Source organism: Runella sp. R5_40 (assembly GCF_057652295.1).
Map to the genome: position 1 here is coordinate 225,125 of NZ_JBYFCH010000001.1, position 18,798 is coordinate 243,922.

Here is an 18,798-nt window from a genome sequence, read left to right on the forward strand (position 1 = left end):
TGTACATTTGACCCAAAGTCAAAACAAACTCTTACACTTCACAAACAGTAAAGCACGATGGTATTAGAAGGACTCAACTTCAACTTGACCGAAGAGCATTTGGCGGTTAAGGAGGCGGCACGCGATTTTGCCCAAAACGAACTTCTTCCTGGGATTATCGAACGCGACAACGAACAAAAATTTGACCCAAAACTCCTCAAACGCATGGGTGAGCTGGGCTTTTTGGGCATGATGGTTTCGCCCGAATACGGCGGAGGTGGAATGGATACGGTTTCGTACGTGCTGGCGATGGAGGAATTGTCGAAAGTGGACGCGTCGGCTTCGGTGATGGTATCGGTCAATAACTCATTGGTATGCTATGGTTTGGAAGCCTACGGTACCGAAGAGCAAAAACGAAAATACCTTACGCCACTTGCGTCGGGGGAAATCATTGGAGCGTTTTGCCTTTCTGAACCCGAAGCAGGTTCGGATGCGACCTCTCAACATACCACTGGCGAAGACAAAGGCGACCATTACCTGCTCAACGGTACCAAAAACTGGATTACCAATGGAAATATTTCATCGGTATGCTTGGTGATGGCCCAAACTCACCCCGAACTCAAACACAAAGGCATCAACTGCCTGATTGTCGAAAAAGGCTGGGACGGATTTGTGGTGGGTAAAAAAGAAGATAAAATGGGAATTCGTGCGTCGGATACGCATTCGTTGATGTTTACCGACGTGAAAGTGCCCAAAGAAAACCGCATTGGCAACGATGGTTTCGGATTTAAGTTTGCCATGAGTACCCTCAACGGTGGCCGTATCGGGATTGCCGCCCAAGCCCTCGGTATTGCCGCAGGAGCGTTGGAACTATCTCTCAAATACGCCAACGAGCGCAAAGCCTTCGGAAAAGCTATTTTTGAACACCAAGCCATTCAGTTTAAATTGGCCGAAATGGCCACAAAAATCGAAGCAGCACGCTTATTGGTATATAAAGCAGCACGCCTCAAAGACGAGCACAAAGACTACGTACAAGCCGCCGCGATGGCCAAGCTCTTTGCTTCGGAAGTAGCAATGTGGGCTGCCACCGAAGCCGTACAGATTCACGGTGGTTATGGATACGTGAAAGAATTCCACGTAGAGCGATTAATGCGGGATGCAAAAATAACTCAGATCTACGAAGGTACCTCAGAAATACAAAAATTGGTGATAGCCCGAGAATTGCAAAAAGCCTGAATAATCCAATTTTAGGGGGTTTTTCAAAAAAAAAGTGCGCGTTTCCTTGCGGGATTCGCGCACTTTTTTTTATATTGAAAAAAATTCCACACTTGTATTAGATTTGTACAATTATTAGTTTTGTACAAATTTTCAGAAAAACGCTAATTTTGCATTTACTTAAACGGGACGCACTTAACCCATTTTCAAATGGAAGATTATAATAAAATCATCGAATCGCTGGGAGTGAAGTTCATCAAGGCTCGTCACATCCGGATGTTGCAAACTATTACCATTAAAAACTTTTATGACGTAGAGAACTCGTTGATGATTCTTTACGACGGGGAAGTGTCTTTTGGCAACGAAAAAATAGACGTTGGGGACATGCTTTTTATACCAGGTGGAAAGCACGCCACTGTTACTTACAGCAGCGGTGACAATGTGCAACCAAAGGTAGTAAGCAACGAAGAGTTCTTGACCCGCCGCGAATTGTATTTCGATACACTGCGCGATTCGTCACAGGTGGGTAAAATACCTCACTCGTTTGGGCTTGTGGCTTTTGACGCCAAAGTATTTGACTCGGTCAACTTCTTTACCTCATTGGACATTCCGCCATTTATCATCAAGCACAACACCTACCTTGGTCGGTTGATTGGTGAAATCTTGCAGGAAGATTTCAACGACGTAGCTGGTCGCGGACGTATCATCAAAATCAAAACCGAAGAACTTGCGATTGAAGTTATTCGCTACATTTTGAAAAACCGTCTGTTTGTGGAGCAATTGGTCACCAACAGTACCTACTTCAAAGACCCTCGTTTGATTGATATTTTTGCCTACATCAAAGACAACTTGGGAGGCGATTTATCAAACAAGGTATTGGCCAACGTCGCCAACGTATCGGAAGATTACGTAGGACAGTATTTCAAAATGTTGACCCAAATCAACCCACAAGACTACATCGAATACCAACGCATGGAAGAAGCCGTTAACTTGCTTCGTACGTCAAAGAAAAGTATTCGTGCCATCGGTGCTGAAGTTGGTTACAAAGACACGGCCTATTTCTGCCGTCGTTTCAAAATGATGTTCGGCATTCCTGCGGGCAAAATGCGCCGCCGCGAATCGCTCATGAACGTCTAATTTTCATAGCGTTTTCATCGCTGACGATACAAGTGAAAAAATGAATTACCCCATAAAGCAACTTTCATTCGTGAGAGTTGCTTTATTGTTTCTGGGAGGTTTTGGATTAACTTTGCTCAAAATAAAAAACCCTTTCACTCGTATGAAAACACTAGTTCGCTTCTCTTGCTGGATGTTAGGTATGGGGCTTTTGCTCAGCTCCCCCACTTTTGCCCAATTAAAAGGCACTTGGCAGCAAAAAGGTGACGATGGAGTTATCACTTCGCTCATTTGCTCGGACGACTACTTAATGATGACCCGATACAAAGAAAAAGAGTTTATTTATACCGAAGGCGGAACGTACAAAATCACTAACGGCACCATTGCCTACAAAAGTGAGTTCAATTCTGCGGATACCTCCAGAGTCGGCAAGACCTTAACTTTCAAAATAACGATTTCGGGAAAAAAATTATCGGTTGAAAACGTAGGAGAATGGCAGCAAATGGACGACGGTAGTACGCCTGCCTCGGCCTTATACCGCATCACAGGACGCATGGGCAACGACGGGAATATTTCTCCCATGCAACGCGGCCCTCGTAAAACCCTCAAAATGCTCACAGGAACGCGTTTTCAATGGGCGGCCATCAACCCCGAAACCAAGCAGTTTTCGGGTACGGGAGGCGGTAGTTATGTCATCAAAGATGGTAAATACACCGAAACGATTGAATTTTTTAGCCGCGACAATAGCCGCGTAGGTGCATCCCTCACCTTTGATTACGAACTCAAAGACGGCAAAGATTGGCACCACAGTGGCCTCAGCAGTGCAGGAGCTAAAATTTATGAAGTCTGGAGTAAGGAGCAGTAGTGCAAGGGGCAAGGAACAAAAGGCAAAAAGGGCAAGAGGCAAATGTGCCGTGCAAAGGGTTGCTCAAAACCCGCCCCTTCGTGAAGAGGGTTGCTCACAATCCGCCCCTTCGTGAAGAGGGTTGCTCACAACCCGACCTCTCGTGAAGAGGGTTTCTCAAAACCCGACCCTCTCGTGAAGAGGGTTTCTCAAAACCCGACCCTCTCCTGCAGTAGCCCTTTTTAAAAACATAAAATGAAGTTAAACGCAAATGACGATTTCTCAATTATACGATTGCTTTTTGGCCTGTAATGGCGTTTCAACCGATACTCGACAAATTGTTGAAGGTTGTTTGTTTGTAGCCCTGCGCGGCGATAAGTTTGATGGAAATGTCTATGCCAAAGACGCGTTAGAAAAAGGAGCCAAATACGCCATTGTGGATAACTCTGAGTACGCTGTGGATAACCGTTTCCTATTGGTGGAAAATAGTTTAGAAGCGCTTCAACAATTGGCCAACCACCACCGTCGTCAACTCAATATCCCAGTAGTGGGCTTAACGGGTTCCAACGGTAAAACCACCACAAAAGAGCTGATTGCGGCCGTTTTAAGTAAAAAATTTCGCACCTACGCGACCAAAGGCAATCTCAATAACCATATCGGGGTACCACTCACGCTGTTGGCCATCGACAAAAGTTACGAAATGGCTGTCGTAGAAATGGGTGCAAACCACCAACAAGAAATTGCGCTTCTAAGCAGCATCGCCGAGCCTACCCACGGCATGATTACCAACATTGGCAAAGCCCATTTGGAAGGTTTTGGAGGAATCGAAGGGGTGCGTAAAGGCAAAGGAGAATTGTTTGACTGGCTTTCGACTTCGGGCGGTACGGTGTTTGTCAACGGCGCCAATGCTACCCTCCAAGAAATGGCCGACGAGCGTAATTTTAGTGAAAAGGTACTTTACCTAGCCGATGCCACTGCCCCGCAACTGTTGGAAGATGCTCCTTTGGTGATTTACAAAGATGCCCACCAACAAACCGTTCATACGCATCTGACAGGCCGATACAATTTTGAAAATATCGCCGCAGCCTTGGCAATTGGCGCTTACTTTGGCGTTTCGGACCAAAACGCCAACAACGCCGTGGCGGAGTACAATCCGACGAATAATCGCTCTCAAATCCTTCAAAAAGGAAGCAATACGGTGATTATGGACGCCTACAACGCCAACCCTTCCTCGATGGCAGCCGCTATTGAAAACTTTGGAAAGTTGAAAGCTGAGCGTAAAATGGTGATTTTGGGCGATATGCTCGAACTAGGCGACGAATCGCCTGCGGAACACTTAGCACTGGGAAAATTGGTGGCAGCACAAAAATTTGACGTTGTCATTTTGGCGGGTAAGCTCATGCAAGATGCTTTGTCTGCTTTGCCTAAAGCCTATTATTTCCCCGATAAATTCTCATTACACAACTGGGTTATTGATCATCCTCAACAAAACACCCATGTGCTTATCAAAGGCTCAAGAGGAATGGGATTGGAGACCGTTGTTCCGTATTTGTAGGTATTAAATTGCATTAATCATTTACCTTTTTATATTTTTCAACTTTCTTGTAATTTAACACAAGGTTTTGGAATCTGATTTCTTAACTTTGTGTTAACAATCCGTCACACACTTCATACCCTCTGATGAGCGACGTAATCAAGCACGAATGTGGCATTGCCCTCATTCGCCTCCGGAAGCCGTTTCAATATTATATTGACAAATACGGCACACCCCTCTACGCAGTTTACAAATTACACACTTTGATGGAAAAACAGGTCAACCGCGGTCAAGATGGCGCGGGCGTGGCCAACATCAAAATCGAAGTTCCACCTGGGCACCGCTACATTAGCCGTTACCGTTCGGTCGATCAACAACCTGTAGCAGAGATTTTTACGAAAGTCCAGAAGAAATTCAAAAAGGCTTTCAAAGAACTCAAAGGCGACGACAAAGACCTTCGCTACGACGCTAAATGGCTACAAGAAAACGTGGCATTTACGGGTGAGGTTTGGCTCGGACACCTTCGCTACGGTACCCACGGGGCGAACGAAATCGAGAACTGCCACCCCATGCTCCGTCAAAATAGCTGGCGTAGCCGCAACTTGGTGGTAGCAGGAAACTTCAACATGACCAACGTTGACACGCTCTTTAACAAGCTTGTTTCGTTGGGACAGCACCCCAAAGACCGCGTGGACACGGTGACGGTGATGGAAAAAATCGGGCACTTCTTGGACGAAGAAAACCAACGCGTTTTTGACCGTTTTAAAGGAATCTACGAAAACCCAGATCTCTCGGACGTCATCGAAGACAACATGGACATGGTACGCGTATTGCACCGCTCATGTCGCGATTTCGACGGTGGCTTTGCCATGTGTGGCATGACAGGCTCGGGACAAGCGTTTGTGGTTCGTGACCCATCGGGTATCCGCCCTGCGTATTATTATGCCGACGACGAAGTCGTGGTAGTTGCTTCCGAAAAACCTGCCATCAAGGCCGCTTTCAACGCCAACTACGCCGATATTCAAGAAATAAAGCCTGGTCATGCGCTCATTATCGACAAGTATGGCGAGTACGATCAGCACCAAATTTTAAAGCCGCTCGAAAAACGTTCTTGTAGTTTTGAGCGGATTTATTTTTCTAGAGCTTCTGATCCAGGTATTTACCACGAACGTAAACAACTTGGTCAGCTTCTGATTCCGCAGATTTTGCAAGAAGTCGATTACGACCTCGAAAATACCGTCTTCTCTTACATTCCGAACACGGCCGAAACCGCCTTTTTTGGATTGATTGAAGGGTTGGAAGATTATTTAGCCAAACAACGCAAAAAAGCCGTTGCCGATGGCAATCTCTCTCCAGAAGAATTAGACAAAATACTTTCCTTCCGCCCGCGCATTGAGAAGTTGGTATCGAAAGACGTTAAACAACGAACGTTCATTACCAGCGACGAAGCCCGCGATGAGATGGTATCGCACGTGTACGACATGACCTACGAAGTCGTGAAAAAAGGCGTCGATACAATTGTGGTCGTGGATGATTCTATCGTGCGGGGAACTACCCTCGAAAAGAGTATTTTGCGTTTGCTCGACCGCCTTGGCCCTAAGAAAATTGTCATCGTATCATCGGCGCCGCAAATCCGCTACCCCGACTGCTACGGTATCGACATGTCGAAGGTGAAAGATTTTGTGGCGTTCCGTGCCGCTTTGCAATTGCTCAAAGAACGCGGCCTTGATAACCTTCGCGAAGAAGTATATGCCCAATGTGTAGCCGCACTTGAAACGGGCAATGCTTCACAGCAAAACTACGTCAAAGCACTTTTTGAGCCATTTACGGCCGAAGAAGTGTCACGCAAAGTAGCCGAGATTGTTCGCCCTAAAGACCTCAAGGCCGAATTGTCGGTTATTTTCCAAACGGTAGAAAACCTGCACAAAGCCTGCCCCAACCACAGCGGTGACTGGTATTTCACAGGAAATTATCCAACCCCTGGCGGAAACCGCGTTGTGAACAAAGCCTACGTCAATTTCTACGAAGGACGCGGCGTAGTTAGAGCTTACTAACCTACTTTGGACCAACCATACCCTCCCCTGTTCGCCACGGCGAATGGGGGATTTTTTTATAGTAGTTTAGGGTCTCGGCCGCCTTCTTGATGTATGTCTTTGCTTTCACGTCGCCGATTTTTACAGTCAGCTGGTGGTTTGGCCAGCATGGCTTTGCTGCCTTCCTTTCGGGTAGCCGCACGGCCGTTGTACCTTGGTGGCCCTATTTTTTTGAAAAGCGAAAACCCCGTCGAATTGGCCAAAGAACATCGGCGGTTGGGATATAGTGCGGCCTATGTTCCCAAAGTAGAATTAAAAGATAGCGCCCGAATCGCGGCTTTACGGAAAGCATTTGCTGAACAGAATGTCCTCATTGCCGAAGTAGGGGCATGGGTCAACATGCTCGACCAAGATGCCGAAAAACGCAGAAAAAATAGGGAATACGTAACCGAACGCCTCGCTTTGGCCGAAGAAATTGGCGCGTTGACCTGCATCGACATCGGAGGTTCGTACAATCCCAAACAATGGGACGGCCCCGACGCCCGCAACCTTACCAAAGAATATTTTGAAGCAACGGTCGAAAATTGCCGTGCTGTCATTGACGCCGTTAAGCCCAAAAAAGCAAAATTTGCCCTCGAAATGATGGGATGGAGCTTGCCCAACGATGCTGATTCCTGCTTAAAATTCATCAAAGCCATTGACCGACCTGCTTTCGCGGCGCATATCGACATCGCCAACATCATCAACTCTCCCGAACGGTTTTATCAAAATAAAGCATTGATCAACGATACCTTCAAAAAACTGGGAAAATGGATCGTGTCTTGCCATGCCAAAGATGTAGTAGGAAAAGATGTGCATTTTGCCGAAACCATGCCTGGGCGCGGTGGCATGGACTACGTGACTTACCTGCGAAACGTCACAGCGCTTCCGCGCGCTGTTCCGCTCATGCTAGAACACCTACGCACGCCCGAAGAATACGATGAAGCGCGGTTGTTTGTCATGAAAATAGCCAAAGAAACAGGAATCCCACTGGCCTAGGCTAATCCTCCCGCACGTACCTGCTGCGGTTGGAACTAACACAAAGATTGAGAATAAATGTATCTTCCGACCACTCGATGTCCCAAGTAGCGCAACCAATGCAATCTACTAGCGCACACATTGGGTTGTTGGGTATCGCGCTTTTGGGAATAATTTCAAAACGTTTTCCATTGACGGTCAATGCCGCAGGAGCGCAACACAATTCCTGTCCATTGCCCGTTAGCAGTACACCATCTTCGCGAATAAGAATATAATTCACCGTTGAGGAGTTGATACTGGTCAACGTCCATTCTTTCTTCCCATTGACGGTCGATTCATACGCCTCCAAACGCCACTTGCCTACCAAGGGCGCAATGGTTTCGGGAACAACTGTTTTTGGCTTACAGCTTCCTAACACAACAATCAACAGCAAAAAAATAACTGGTTTCATCGGGCTTCGTCTCTTTTATTGTAGGACGTTTTAGAGAACGTTTTCGTTGGAACGGCCTTTTAAACAAAGCATATTCGGTCTTTTAAACAAAGTCTCCCAAAAATCACTGCTCTACCTTTGTCCCAACAAAAACAACAAAAAAATGGGACACAACAATTATCAAGGAGCGTTACAGAAACCGATAGGTTCAGGATTTGACGCCGCATCTACAACCAATGACGTCATCAAAGGGATTGACCTTACGGGAAAAATTGCCATAGTGACAGGAGGAAATACGGGCATCGGCTTAGAAACAGTCAGAACACTCGCTGCCGCAGGTGCCACCGTTATCGTACCCGCAAGAGACGTAACAAAGGCAAAACGAAATTTAGCAGGCATCCCGCGTGTCGAATTAGAAACCATGGATTTGATAAACCCTGAGTCCATTGATGCCTTTGCCAAAAAATTCGTCGCGTCGGGTCGCCCCCTTCATTTCCTTATCCACAATGCAGGCATTATGTGGGTTCCACTTCGCAGAGACAGTCGAGGAGTTGAATCTCAACTAGCGACCAATTATCTGGCGCAGTTTCAGCTTACGGCAAGGCTGTGGCCTGCGCTGGTAGCTGCCCGTGGAGCAAGGGTCATCAACGTATCGTCTGACGGACATCGCTTTGCCCCTTTTCATTTTGACGACCCCAATTTTCTCCACCGAGATTATGAAACCCTCCAAGGCTATGGTCAATCCAAAACGGCCAGCAATCTTTTTGCCCTTGAGTTAGATCATCGTGGCAAATCGTCTAAGGTACGCGCATACTCTCTCCACCCAGGCTCTATCCATGGCACAGAATTGGGCAGAGAAGCCCCCATAGAGTTGTTTCAACAAATGGGTTTTTGCGATGCAGACGGAAATCTATTTCCCGAAATAATCGCCTCACTAAAAACGATTCCCCAAGGAGCCGCCACCACGGTTTGGTGCGCTACCAGTCCGATGCTCAACGATATTGGTGGCGTGTATTGCGAAGATGCAGACATTGCCCATGTATCCCATGATGCATCCATGCCCAGCGGCGTTCAGCATTACTCATTAGACGAGGCCAATGCCAAACGCCTTTGGGAGTTAAGCGAGACGTTAACAGGCATTAAATTTCAACTGACTTAATCGACAAATACGGCCATTCAACCCCTTGATTTTGAACCATGACTGCCAGCAAATACATCGTTATCCCTATTCTCAGCTGCCTATTACTACTCATTGATTGGTACGTATGGCAAGCCGTAAAAATAGTTTTTCAACACAACACCGCCCAAGTACAGCAGTTTGTTAAATGGGCTTTTTGGAGCCTTACTGCAATCATTATTTTCGGTTTATGGCTCTATAATTTTGCCCCTCCCGACGCCTTGGGACGCCGCTTGCGAACCGCGATTTTATTCAGTTTGTTTGCCGTTTATGGTTCCAAACTGCTATCCGTTGCCCTCATTTTTTTAGGAGATGCTGCTCGTTTTTTTACTTGGGTAAAAGGGCAGTTCTTCCCAAACAATGAACTGCCACAGGCCCTCTCCGAAAGTCCTGACACAATCACTCGTTCGGAGTTTTTGATGAAGACAGCCTTGGTCGCGGCCTCCGTTCCTGCCGCAGCCCTGACGTGGGGTATTTTGTCAGGGGCGCACGACTACCGTGTTCGTCGGGTAAAATTAGCCATCAAAAACCTGCCTCGGTCGTTTGAAGGCATGACGATAGGGCAAATCTCAGACATTCATTCAGGGTCTTTTTTTAACAAAATCGCTGTAAAAGGAGGCATAGAGCTACTGCTCAAAGAAAAGCCCGATATGGTGTTTTTTACGGGGGATTTGGTAAACGACCGCGCCACGGAAGTAAACGATTATGTACATCTCTTTGATAAAATAAAAGCCCCGCTGGGTGTTTATAGCACGCTTGGCAACCATGACTACGGAGCTTATGCTGGCTGGCCAAGCCCTCAAGCCAAAAAACAAAACCTAGACGACGTCAAGAAAGCTCATAAAGTACTTGGCTACGACTTGCTAACAGACGACCGTCGAATCATCCAGCTAGGGAGTGAAAAGTTAGCCATCATTGGGGTAGAAAACATTTCGGCCAACGAGTCAATTTTCCCAAATAATGGTAACTTACAACGCGCAATTGTAGGCACAGAAGAGGCTGCGGTCAAGCTCTTACTGAGCCACGACCCTACCCACTGGGACATGGAAGTAAATACCCAATACCCCGATATTGATGTCATGTTTAGCGGCCATACGCATGGGCTGCAATTGGGTGTAACGATTGGCGATAAGACCTATTCGCCCGCCCAGTGGCAATACAAACAGTGGGGAGGTTTATACCAAAAGGGCAATCAGCAGTTGTATGTCAATCGTGGATTTGGGTATTTAGGCTTTCCTGGGCGAGTCGGGATGCCTCCCGAAATCACACTCTTTGAATTACTGACATACTCTCATCCCTAAAGGGAATGAGGTTCTAAAACCTACGCACAGGCTAACGCCTCACGTTGACGGTTCAAGGCGATGCCCTCGCCTAATATGTTTTTAGCGGCATTATAGTCTGCGTTTTGTTGGTGTCCGCAACTGACACAATGAAAATTAGCCTGATTCAGTCGGTTTTCTTTTGCAGTATGACCGCAAGAATTACACTTTTGAGAAGTGTATTTAGGGTTCACCTGTACAAACGTCTTTTCGTATTGCTTGCTTTTGTAGCGTAGTTGGTCAAAAAATATTGACCAACTAACGTCTGCAATATGCTTTGAAAGACTCCCGAATTTAATCATGTTGCTAACCTTCAAATCTTCACACACAATCAAAGAATTATCTCTGACGTACTGAAAACTGATTTTGTGCAAAAAGTCTTTGCGAACATCGGCAATTTTTGAATGCAGCTTCTTGAGTTCTGCTTTTGTTTTTCTGAACCCACTACTCCCTTTTTTCTTTCTTGCCAAGGCGCGATTTTTTACCCTCAATTGTTTCTCGTACTTTTTAGTGTGCTTTGGATTTTCAACAAAACAACCATTGGAATCGGTCAGAAAATAGGTGATACCCATATCTAAGCCTACAACTTGTTTCTCGTCGATAGGGTAGAGATTTTTTGATTGACTTCCAAAGGTTACACAGACGAAAAAGCCATTACCTTCCTTTGTTATTGTTGCCGTTTTCAGTTTTCCCTTCGGCATACGGTCTTTGAATATGCGTACTTCTCCTATTTTTGGCAGTATAAAACCTGTATCCGTTGCCTTTACTGACTTTAAAAGTATTGAACTGTATTCGCCCTTTTTCGCCCATTTTGGGAAGCCGCCACCCGAAAAAAACTTTTGGTAGGCAAAATCAAGCCTTTCAACAACATTTTGCAAACTTTGAGAAGGTACAGATTTAATCCATTCTACATCTTTCAAGTCGGTTAATTGCTTCATCAAATCGTATTTTGAAACATTAACACCTTTTTGGTAGGATTGGATTTTAGTATCAAGGGCTAAGTTATAGACATACCTGCAAGTACCTATCCAATTATTAAGCAGATTTACCTGCCCTTTGGTTAGTTTTAACTTGTATTTATAGGTTTGCGTGACTTCCATGACACAAATATACTTAAAAAGTAATATTTTTGTGTCATATATCTAACTAAATATTTTATGGATACTCGCTGGGCTAAAAGTTCTCATGCTACTTATAATTGCGCCTATCATTTCATTTGGTGCCCTAAATACCGAAGAAAAGTTTTAATCAATGGCGTTGATATTCGATTGAAAGAATTGCTTATTGAAAAAGCAACCGAACATGGATGGGCCATTGAGAAAATGGAAATTATGCCTGACCATGTACATATTTTCATCAAAACCACCCCAAATGATTCTCCTGTTTTTATAATCAGCCAACTCAAAGGTTACACATCTTTCGTGTTAAGAAATGAATTTCAATGGCTGAAATCTCGATTGCCTACACTTTGGACGCGTTCCTACTATGTGGAAAGTATCGGACATATTTCGGAAGACATTATCAAAAAATACATTGAAGACCAAAAAACAAGATAGCCTAAATGCGGCGTATAGGCTTGCACACAGGCTAAACTTCCTTTGGCAAGTTGTCGCTTATATCCCCGCCCTAAAGGGTCGGGGCTTTACGCTTCTATTTCGTAAGCGCATAAAACAGTTGAGCAATGGAACACGTATCGAAACATTTAACTCCCGAAATAAAACTCTCGTGTTACGAGGACAAATTTTTTAAGTCTGAAATTGTCTTTGACCAACACATGCTGGTGTGGTTTATTTCGGGAGAAACCAAGATTGTGCAGGCCGAAGCCACTCACCGCTTTCAAACGGGAGATATTTTTCTCATTCCGAGAAATAAACCCGCCACCATTATCAACTACCCCAAAGACGGCTTGCCCCACAAAACAGTCGTGATGCTTTTGACTACTCAAATTCTAAGGGATTTTTACAAACACATTGACGTAAAAGCCAAAATAACGGCCGTACCCAAAATTCGCAGTTTTACGCATCATCCTTTGTTGGAAAGCTGCCTGGCGTCATTGATTCCTTACTTTGAGATGAAAGAGCCCTTTCCCGACTATCTGGCGTCGTTGAAACTAACCGAAGCCATCAGTATTTTAAGAACCCTTGACCCAGAAGTAGATAGCATACTCGCCAATTTTGACGACCCGTATAAAGTCGATTTGATTGGTTTTATGGAAAAAAACTACATGTTCAACATGCCAATTGAGAAATTTGGCTACCTCACAGGCAGAAGTTTAACGACTTTCAAACGCGATTTTAAGCGAGCGTTCAACACTACTCCCCAAAAATGGCTCACGCAAAAACGACTAGAATTGGCCCATTTTCAAATTGCCGAACGAAAACTAAAGCCGCTTGAAGCCTGTTACGAAACGGGGTTTGAAAACCTCTCGCATTTTTCGTTTGCCTTTAAAAAACACTTTGGCTACACACCGACGGACGTATTTTCAAAATCTTTTCACGTATAGATAACAATCTATTCTGCCCTTTCTGCCCCAAATTTGACTGGATTCGTCACAGATTTTACATAGGCGTGGCTACTGATTCTACTTTTGATTAGCTTTTTTATGGCGTATCAAGCAAAGTAAACCAATGCCCCGTCAAATGAATCACCAAATCTTGACTTTATTAATTCTATCGCTACTTGGGAAAACCTTATTTGCCCAAGAAAAAGGGAAGCAACTCGACAGTTTAGTCATTCAGACATCCCTTCAAAGTATCCGTACGGCTATTCAAGAAAAGTACGTTTACCCTGATAAGGCGTTACTGATTACCAATTTTCTAACCAGCCAATATAAATTGGGAAAATATAGTCAACTGACGTCTCTTAAAGAGTTGGCGGATAACCTTACCGAAGACATCCATTCTATCCAAAATGACAAGCATTTACGCATAGTGTACGACATAAAATTGGAACAAGATATTATCCATTTTAACAATTCACAAGAGGGCAAAAAAGAAATCACTGAACTAGATATTTCTAACGAAAAATCACAAAATTTTTTCTTTAGAAAACTTGAAATTTTACCATCAAACATCGGCTATATCGAGTTTACAAACTTCGCTTTACCAAGCGAAGAAGCCCAAAGGACCATTCGGAGTGCAATCCAGTTTCTTTCGCATACCGATGCTTTAATTATTGATTTGCGTAATAATCGTGGAGGAAGTGGAAAATCGAACAATTTGTTGGAGTATTTTTTTAAAGAAAAAACAAAAACAGGCAGAAGTTTCAATCGCCTAACAAACACTTGGACAGAAAACTTTGTTGCGCCTGCGGATTTTTTCCTTGATATACCTGTTTACGTCCTAACAAGTAAAAGAACGTTTTCTGCGGCAGAAGGCTTCGCTTACATCTTACAAAACCAGCACAATGCCGTTGTGGTAGGAGAACCTACAAGTGGTGGTGCTCACCTAACCCGAAGTTTTAGTTTAGGAAATGGGTTGGTAGGGTTTATCCCTTATTTACGAAGTGAGAATGAAAAAACGCATACCGATTGGGAAGGCACAGGGGTTATTCCAGAAATACGTACAGAGGCTAAGAATGCGTTACTTTTTGCCCACAACAAACTGTTGGAGAACAAACTAAAAAATGCCAACGAAAATGAGAAAAGCAAGATACAATGGCTTATCAACTACAATCAATCCAAAACTGCTACAATAGTTCTGGACAGTGCCAAACTTGCTAGGTTTACGGGGCGTTTTGCCGAATTTGAAATTACGAAACAAGGTGCTAATCTCTACTTTAGGGATGTAAATCAAAGCAATAAAACACCCTTTCAAATGACTCCCATTTCGCTAACATTATTTCAGGTAGGCGAAGATTATCAGGTAGAATTTATGAATGAGTCGGGAGGGCAATTCCAATCCATCAATCTAAGCTGGAGTGATGGGTGGGCCGAAAAAATAGACAAAAAACCGTAACCAATTAACAGCCATTTTTCTTAACCAATCATCGCTATGACCATCGAACGTTTTCGCACTTTTGAGCTTTGGGGAATCAGCCTTTTAACGGCTATTTATTTACTTATTGCTGTTTCTACCGATTACAGCCAGTATATCAACGTCTTGCGTATTATTAACGCCGACGAAGAACACCGCATTTTTTTGAGTTATAACTGGTGGACTAACGGCTTCTTACCCTTTCTGAATATTGGTTTAGGAGTCTGGAGTTGTTGGTTTATCCAATCTCAGTACGTCGTCAGGCTATGGCAACGAGACGAACAACTTAAAGCGCTCTTGGCTTGTACTGCCGCAGGCTTTTTATTGCTGGCTGGGGTTTGGAGTTACTTGTTTTTGCACGATGAATTGGTATTTCGTCACGATAAAAACTACAACATCATCGGGGCCAAACTCTACAACCTGTTTCGTCTGCGCAACGTGGCCATGATTTCGAGTGGACTTTTCCTTTCTACGTCTATCTACACCGTCCTTTCGCAGCTATACCAGTGGGTGTTGCAACATCAACCCGAGGAAGAAAATGCGCTCACGTATCAAATCATAAAAGAAGGAAGCATTCTGGCATTGGTTGGATTTGTGGCTTTTGCCAGTTTTCAGATTTTGACCAACGATATGTTTATTATTCCAGGTTTTATGTGGGTGCTTGGGTCGTTTTTGCACGCCTATTTGTACCACCATCATTTTATCCGTTGGAGAGGTTTTCGTTTTTACCGCTACCCCGAGAGTCGAGCGGCAATCCAAAAAGTATTACTTCTGTTTGGAGCCAGTTTGGTCGTAAGTTTTATTGGAAATCTTGTCCATACTTTATTCAAAATCTACAACCCTTACGTGGTGTTTCCTGTGCAAGTAGAGGGCGTTTTTATGTTAAGTCTTGTTGCTTGGATTGGGGCGATTGTGGTCACCATTATGCGGCAGTTGATGGTAAAACCATTGGAAACCAGCCTCAATCGCAACCAAGCAGAATTGTCGGCGTTACGGGCGCAAATCAACCCACACTTTTTATTTAACGCCATGAATACCCTTTACGCCACGTCTATTGAAGAAAATGCCGAACGCACATCGCAGGGAATCCAGCAGCTGTCTGACATGATGCGGTTTATGATGCACGAAAACAACCAAGACCAAATCGACATTCGGCAAGAGGTACAATATTTGCGAAACTACGTTGATTTACAGCGCCTTCGCATCAGCGAATCCGATAAATTTGAGTTAAAAATTGAGCTTGATGACTCGCTTTGTTTGCGCTCAGTAGCGCCCATGATGCTCATTCCTTTTGTGGAAAATGCCTTCAAACACGGCGTAAGTTTGCGCAATCATTCGTGGATTTTTGTAAAACTCCACTGCGATACCGAAAAGCTCCACTTTACGGTCAACAACAGCCTACATCCGCGCAACGACCAAGACCCTGAGAAATACTCCTCGGGCATCGGGCTCGTCAATGTCCGCAAACGCTTGGAGCTTCTTTACCCCAATCGCCATCATTTACTGATTCACCAGACGGAAAAGGAATTTTCGGTCAGCTTAGAGATTGCCATTAATTCCAAAAAAATACGTACCAAAAAGGCATCACGCGTCGCAGGTCTTTTTTCTTTTTTGGCGTAATTTCCTTCGCCCCTTCTACCCTTCCTCTCCGCTAATCAAGCTTTTTTGTTTTTTAGCACCTGCGGCTTGGTTGAGGCGGTACATAACGGTCAGGTTGATTTGGCGAGCGCGCATCCCAAACGTTCCTTCTGAGTAGAAGTTTAAGCCTTCGGTAATCGTACGCATGTAGCGCGAGTTAAACACATCGATGACGTTGCAAGTAAGCGTGCCTTTGCCTTTGAGAATTTCTTTGCTAAACGCCAAGTCAACAAATGTACGCGACTTACGACTTCCCTGCGGAAGTTGTTGAGGCGCTTCATAATTGGCCCGCACTTGCAAATCGGTACCTTTAGCAAGCGTAAAACGTGACGTTTGGCGGGCAAACCAGCTGTAAGTATCGGCTTTGAAGGTCGCGTCGAGGTTTTGGCCGTTGGTAATGGCGCGGAAAAAGTTAAAGTTGAGGTCTAATTTCCACCACTTAAACGGCGTGTAATTGCTCGTAAATTCAGCCCCGTACGCATCTTCTGTGGCCAAGTTTTCGGGACGCGTATTTGAAACTCCCTGCGCGTCCACCCGACGAATACGGAGTACTTTCCCGTTGGTATGACGGTAATAGACCGACGACGTAAACGATCCTTTTTCAAAATAATAAATGTGTCCTAAATCAAACGAATTGGTAAATTCAGGATTCAAATCAGGATTTCCTGAGAAAAAGTTACGTTGGTCTGACAAAGTCACGTACGGGCTCAAATCGTTGTAAGTTGGCCGCCGCACCCGACGGCTATAGCTCACCTGAAAGGCGTTGTCAGGATTGAGGTTGTAAGTAAAGTGTGCACTTGGAAATAAGTTGCTGTACTTACGAGGATTGGTTTGATTCGTCTCGCGGAGAATGGTGGTGACGTCCGTAATCTCAGCCCGCAAACCCGCTTGGTAGCTAAATTTCTTGGTTTTATTTCCCAAAATCCCGTAAACTCCGTGGATATTTTCTTTGTAAATGAAATAGTTATCCAAGCCTGGCAAAGCGTCAAAACCGCCTTGGGCGTTTTGCTGGGTCACGATGTAGTCGTTGACCATATCGCGAAAACTAGAACGAATCCCTGTTTCAAATTTGCCATCTTTCCCGATGGGCTGCACGTAGTCCAAGGTCGCAATGAGTTGATTTTCGTACTCATCGTTCAGCGACTTTTGAAGCAACGAACCTTTGGTATTCGGCGTTCCGTCGGGAAATCTGCTGTTTTGGGTATAAGTTTGGTCGGAACGCTCCCAGTACGTCAAGTAGCGCACATCCGCAATCAACTCCTGATTTTTACGATTATACGTTTTTTTGTACGACACCGAATACTCTGAATAAGGCTCGGCTTCGGTTTCACGCTGTTGGCGGTCGGTGATGGTACGTAGGTTCGACAACGAATTGATGTAATCTTTGTACGTATTGTCGGTAATCCGCAGCACGTCCGTCCGACGGAATTGGTACGAAGCCGTCAGAATATTCTTTTCGTTGAAAAAATAATCCAATCCTCCACGGATGGTATTGGCAATGGTTTTTACCTGTCCGCTGGTGTTTTGTTGCAAAATCGCCGTGGTATCCTTGCCATACACCTCTTGGTACAACCGTCCTGCCGAAATCGGCACACGGTACGCAATGCCGTAGTTGAGGAATAAATTAAGCTTGTTTTTGCGGTAATTAATATTGGCCGCTACCCCGTAGTTAGGTCGGAAACCCGTCACCACTTCAAAGGAGCCATTGATACCTTGTTTACGCTCTTTTTTGAGGACAATATTGATAATCCCCGACAAGCCTTCGGCCTCATACCGTGCCGAGGGGTTGGTAATAATTTCAATCCGTTCAATCTGATTTCCTTGCAATTGCTGCAAACCTGCTCCGCCCTTAAAACTCACTAATCCTGAGGGTTTTCCATCAATCAAAATCCGTACACCATCGCTTCCGCGTAGCTTTACGTTACCTTCCGTATCCACCGATACTGAGGGTACGTTGCTCAAAATATCAATGGCAGTCCCGCCCGCGTTGGCTAGGTCTTTACCAACGTTGAATATCTTTTTGTCCAACGCCAATTCCATCGAGCTCTTTTCGGCTTGTACCACCACCTCGTCCAACGTTCGGGCCGAAGCGGCTATTTTCAGCGTTCCTAAGTCGTGTGCAGACCGTTCTTTGGAAAGCGTAAATGTGCTGGTTTTAAACGGCTTGTAGCCAATAAACTCGACCACCGCATAGAATTGTCCATAGGGAACATCCACAGTCAGTTGGCCTTTATCGTCGGTAATAGCCCCCGAAATAAGCGTACTGTCCGTACTTTTTAGGATTCTAATGGTCGCATACGACAACGGTGCGTTGGTTTGTGCGTCCGTCACGATTCCCTTGACTTTCGCCAATTTCTGGGCATTCTGGGCTTGTAATGAAGTAAAGCCTAACAACGAAAGGCTCACTAAAACAACAAATTTTGTAAAAAAGGGGGTGGAGATAATCGTTTTCATCATACTGTACTAAAGAAAGGGTCAAAGGTTTTGTACTCATACAAAAGCCCCGAAAAGTCATATTTTCG

At 44.8% G+C, this 18,798-nt stretch carries 15 protein-coding genes; 12 read left to right on the forward strand and 3 right to left on the reverse strand.

Features of this window, described 5'->3' with window-relative positions:
- Positions 1 to 57: 57 nt before the first annotated feature.
- From AC23N5_RS01005 to AC23N5_RS01030, 6 genes are all read left to right on the forward strand, one after another.
- A complete protein-coding gene (locus AC23N5_RS01005) occupies positions 58 to 1,215 on the forward strand; it encodes an acyl-CoA dehydrogenase (protein ID WP_183972128.1) in 1,158 nt (385 codons plus the stop codon).
- Between the two features lie 189 nt (positions 1,216 to 1,404).
- Entirely contained in the window at positions 1,405 to 2,331 is a 927-nt protein-coding gene (locus AC23N5_RS01010; RefSeq protein WP_028524107.1) for an AraC family transcriptional regulator, read from the forward strand.
- Between the two features lie 142 nt (positions 2,332 to 2,473).
- Entirely contained in the window at positions 2,474 to 3,175 is a 702-nt protein-coding gene (locus tag AC23N5_RS01015; RefSeq protein ID WP_183972129.1) for a membrane or secreted protein, read from the forward strand.
- A 250-nt stretch (positions 3,176 to 3,425) separates the two neighbouring features.
- The gene (locus AC23N5_RS01020; protein ID WP_487754164.1) at positions 3,426 to 4,709 is read left to right on the forward strand and encodes a UDP-N-acetylmuramoyl-tripeptide--D-alanyl-D-alanine ligase; all 1,284 of its coding nucleotides are present in this window, start codon (positions 3,426 to 3,428) and stop codon (positions 4,707 to 4,709) included.
- A gap of 125 nt (positions 4,710 to 4,834) precedes the next feature.
- Positions 4,835 to 6,742 (forward strand): amidophosphoribosyltransferase, encoded by a 1,908-nt coding sequence (locus AC23N5_RS01025; RefSeq protein WP_183972131.1) that lies wholly within the window; start codon positions 4,835 to 4,837, stop codon positions 6,740 to 6,742.
- A gap of 93 nt (positions 6,743 to 6,835) precedes the next feature.
- A complete protein-coding gene (locus tag AC23N5_RS01030; RefSeq protein ID WP_487754165.1) occupies positions 6,836 to 7,759 on the forward strand; it encodes a sugar phosphate isomerase/epimerase family protein in 924 nt (307 codons plus the stop codon).
- A 1-nt stretch (position 7,760) separates the two neighbouring features.
- Here AC23N5_RS01030 and AC23N5_RS01035 read toward each other — a convergent pair whose 3' ends face one another.
- The gene (locus AC23N5_RS01035) at positions 7,761 to 8,189 is read right to left on the reverse strand and encodes a hypothetical protein (RefSeq protein WP_487754166.1); all 429 of its coding nucleotides are present in this window, start codon (positions 8,187 to 8,189) and stop codon (positions 7,761 to 7,763) included.
- Between the two features lie 142 nt (positions 8,190 to 8,331).
- On the opposite strand from AC23N5_RS01035, the gene AC23N5_RS01040 reads away from it, so the two are divergent.
- Positions 8,332 to 9,327 carry an SDR family NAD(P)-dependent oxidoreductase gene (locus tag AC23N5_RS01040; RefSeq protein WP_487754167.1) on the forward strand — a complete coding sequence of 332 codons (996 nt, stop codon included), beginning with the start codon at positions 8,332 to 8,334 and terminating at the stop codon, positions 9,325 to 9,327.
- A gap of 38 nt (positions 9,328 to 9,365) precedes the next feature.
- Positions 9,366 to 10,646, forward strand: a complete 1,281-nt coding sequence (locus tag AC23N5_RS01045; RefSeq protein ID WP_487754168.1) for a metallophosphoesterase — start codon at positions 9,366 to 9,368, stop codon at positions 10,644 to 10,646.
- Positions 10,647 to 10,666: 20 nt separating this feature from the next.
- Here AC23N5_RS01045 and AC23N5_RS01050 read toward each other — a convergent pair whose 3' ends face one another.
- Positions 10,667 to 11,764 (reverse strand): RNA-guided endonuclease InsQ/TnpB family protein, encoded by a 1,098-nt coding sequence (locus AC23N5_RS01050; RefSeq protein ID WP_487754169.1) that lies wholly within the window; start codon positions 11,762 to 11,764, stop codon positions 10,667 to 10,669.
- A gap of 57 nt (positions 11,765 to 11,821) precedes the next feature.
- Here AC23N5_RS01050 and tnpA point away from each other — a divergent pair, with 57 nt between their 5' ends.
- The 4 genes from tnpA (at position 11,822) to AC23N5_RS01070 (ending at position 16,258) form a co-directional block, all read left to right on the forward strand.
- Positions 11,822 to 12,220, forward strand: coding sequence for an IS200/IS605 family transposase (gene tnpA, locus AC23N5_RS01055; RefSeq protein WP_183980687.1), 399 nt, complete (start codon positions 11,822 to 11,824; stop codon positions 12,218 to 12,220).
- Positions 12,221 to 12,345: 125 nt separating this feature from the next.
- A complete protein-coding gene (locus AC23N5_RS01060; RefSeq protein WP_183972136.1) occupies positions 12,346 to 13,167 on the forward strand; it encodes a helix-turn-helix domain-containing protein in 822 nt (273 codons plus the stop codon).
- Positions 13,168 to 13,303: 136 nt separating this feature from the next.
- Entirely contained in the window at positions 13,304 to 14,620 is a 1,317-nt protein-coding gene (locus AC23N5_RS01065; RefSeq protein ID WP_487754170.1) for a S41 family peptidase, read from the forward strand.
- Between the two features lie 36 nt (positions 14,621 to 14,656).
- Positions 14,657 to 16,258 (forward strand): sensor histidine kinase, encoded by a 1,602-nt coding sequence (locus AC23N5_RS01070; protein WP_487754171.1) that lies wholly within the window; start codon positions 14,657 to 14,659, stop codon positions 16,256 to 16,258.
- A 15-nt stretch (positions 16,259 to 16,273) separates the two neighbouring features.
- Here AC23N5_RS01070 and AC23N5_RS01075 read toward each other — a convergent pair whose 3' ends face one another.
- Positions 16,274 to 18,733: a TonB-dependent receptor gene (locus AC23N5_RS01075; RefSeq protein ID WP_487754172.1), complete on the reverse strand. Its 2,460-nt coding sequence runs from the start codon at positions 18,731 to 18,733 to the stop codon at positions 16,274 to 16,276.
- Positions 18,734 to 18,798 lie beyond the last annotated feature (65 nt).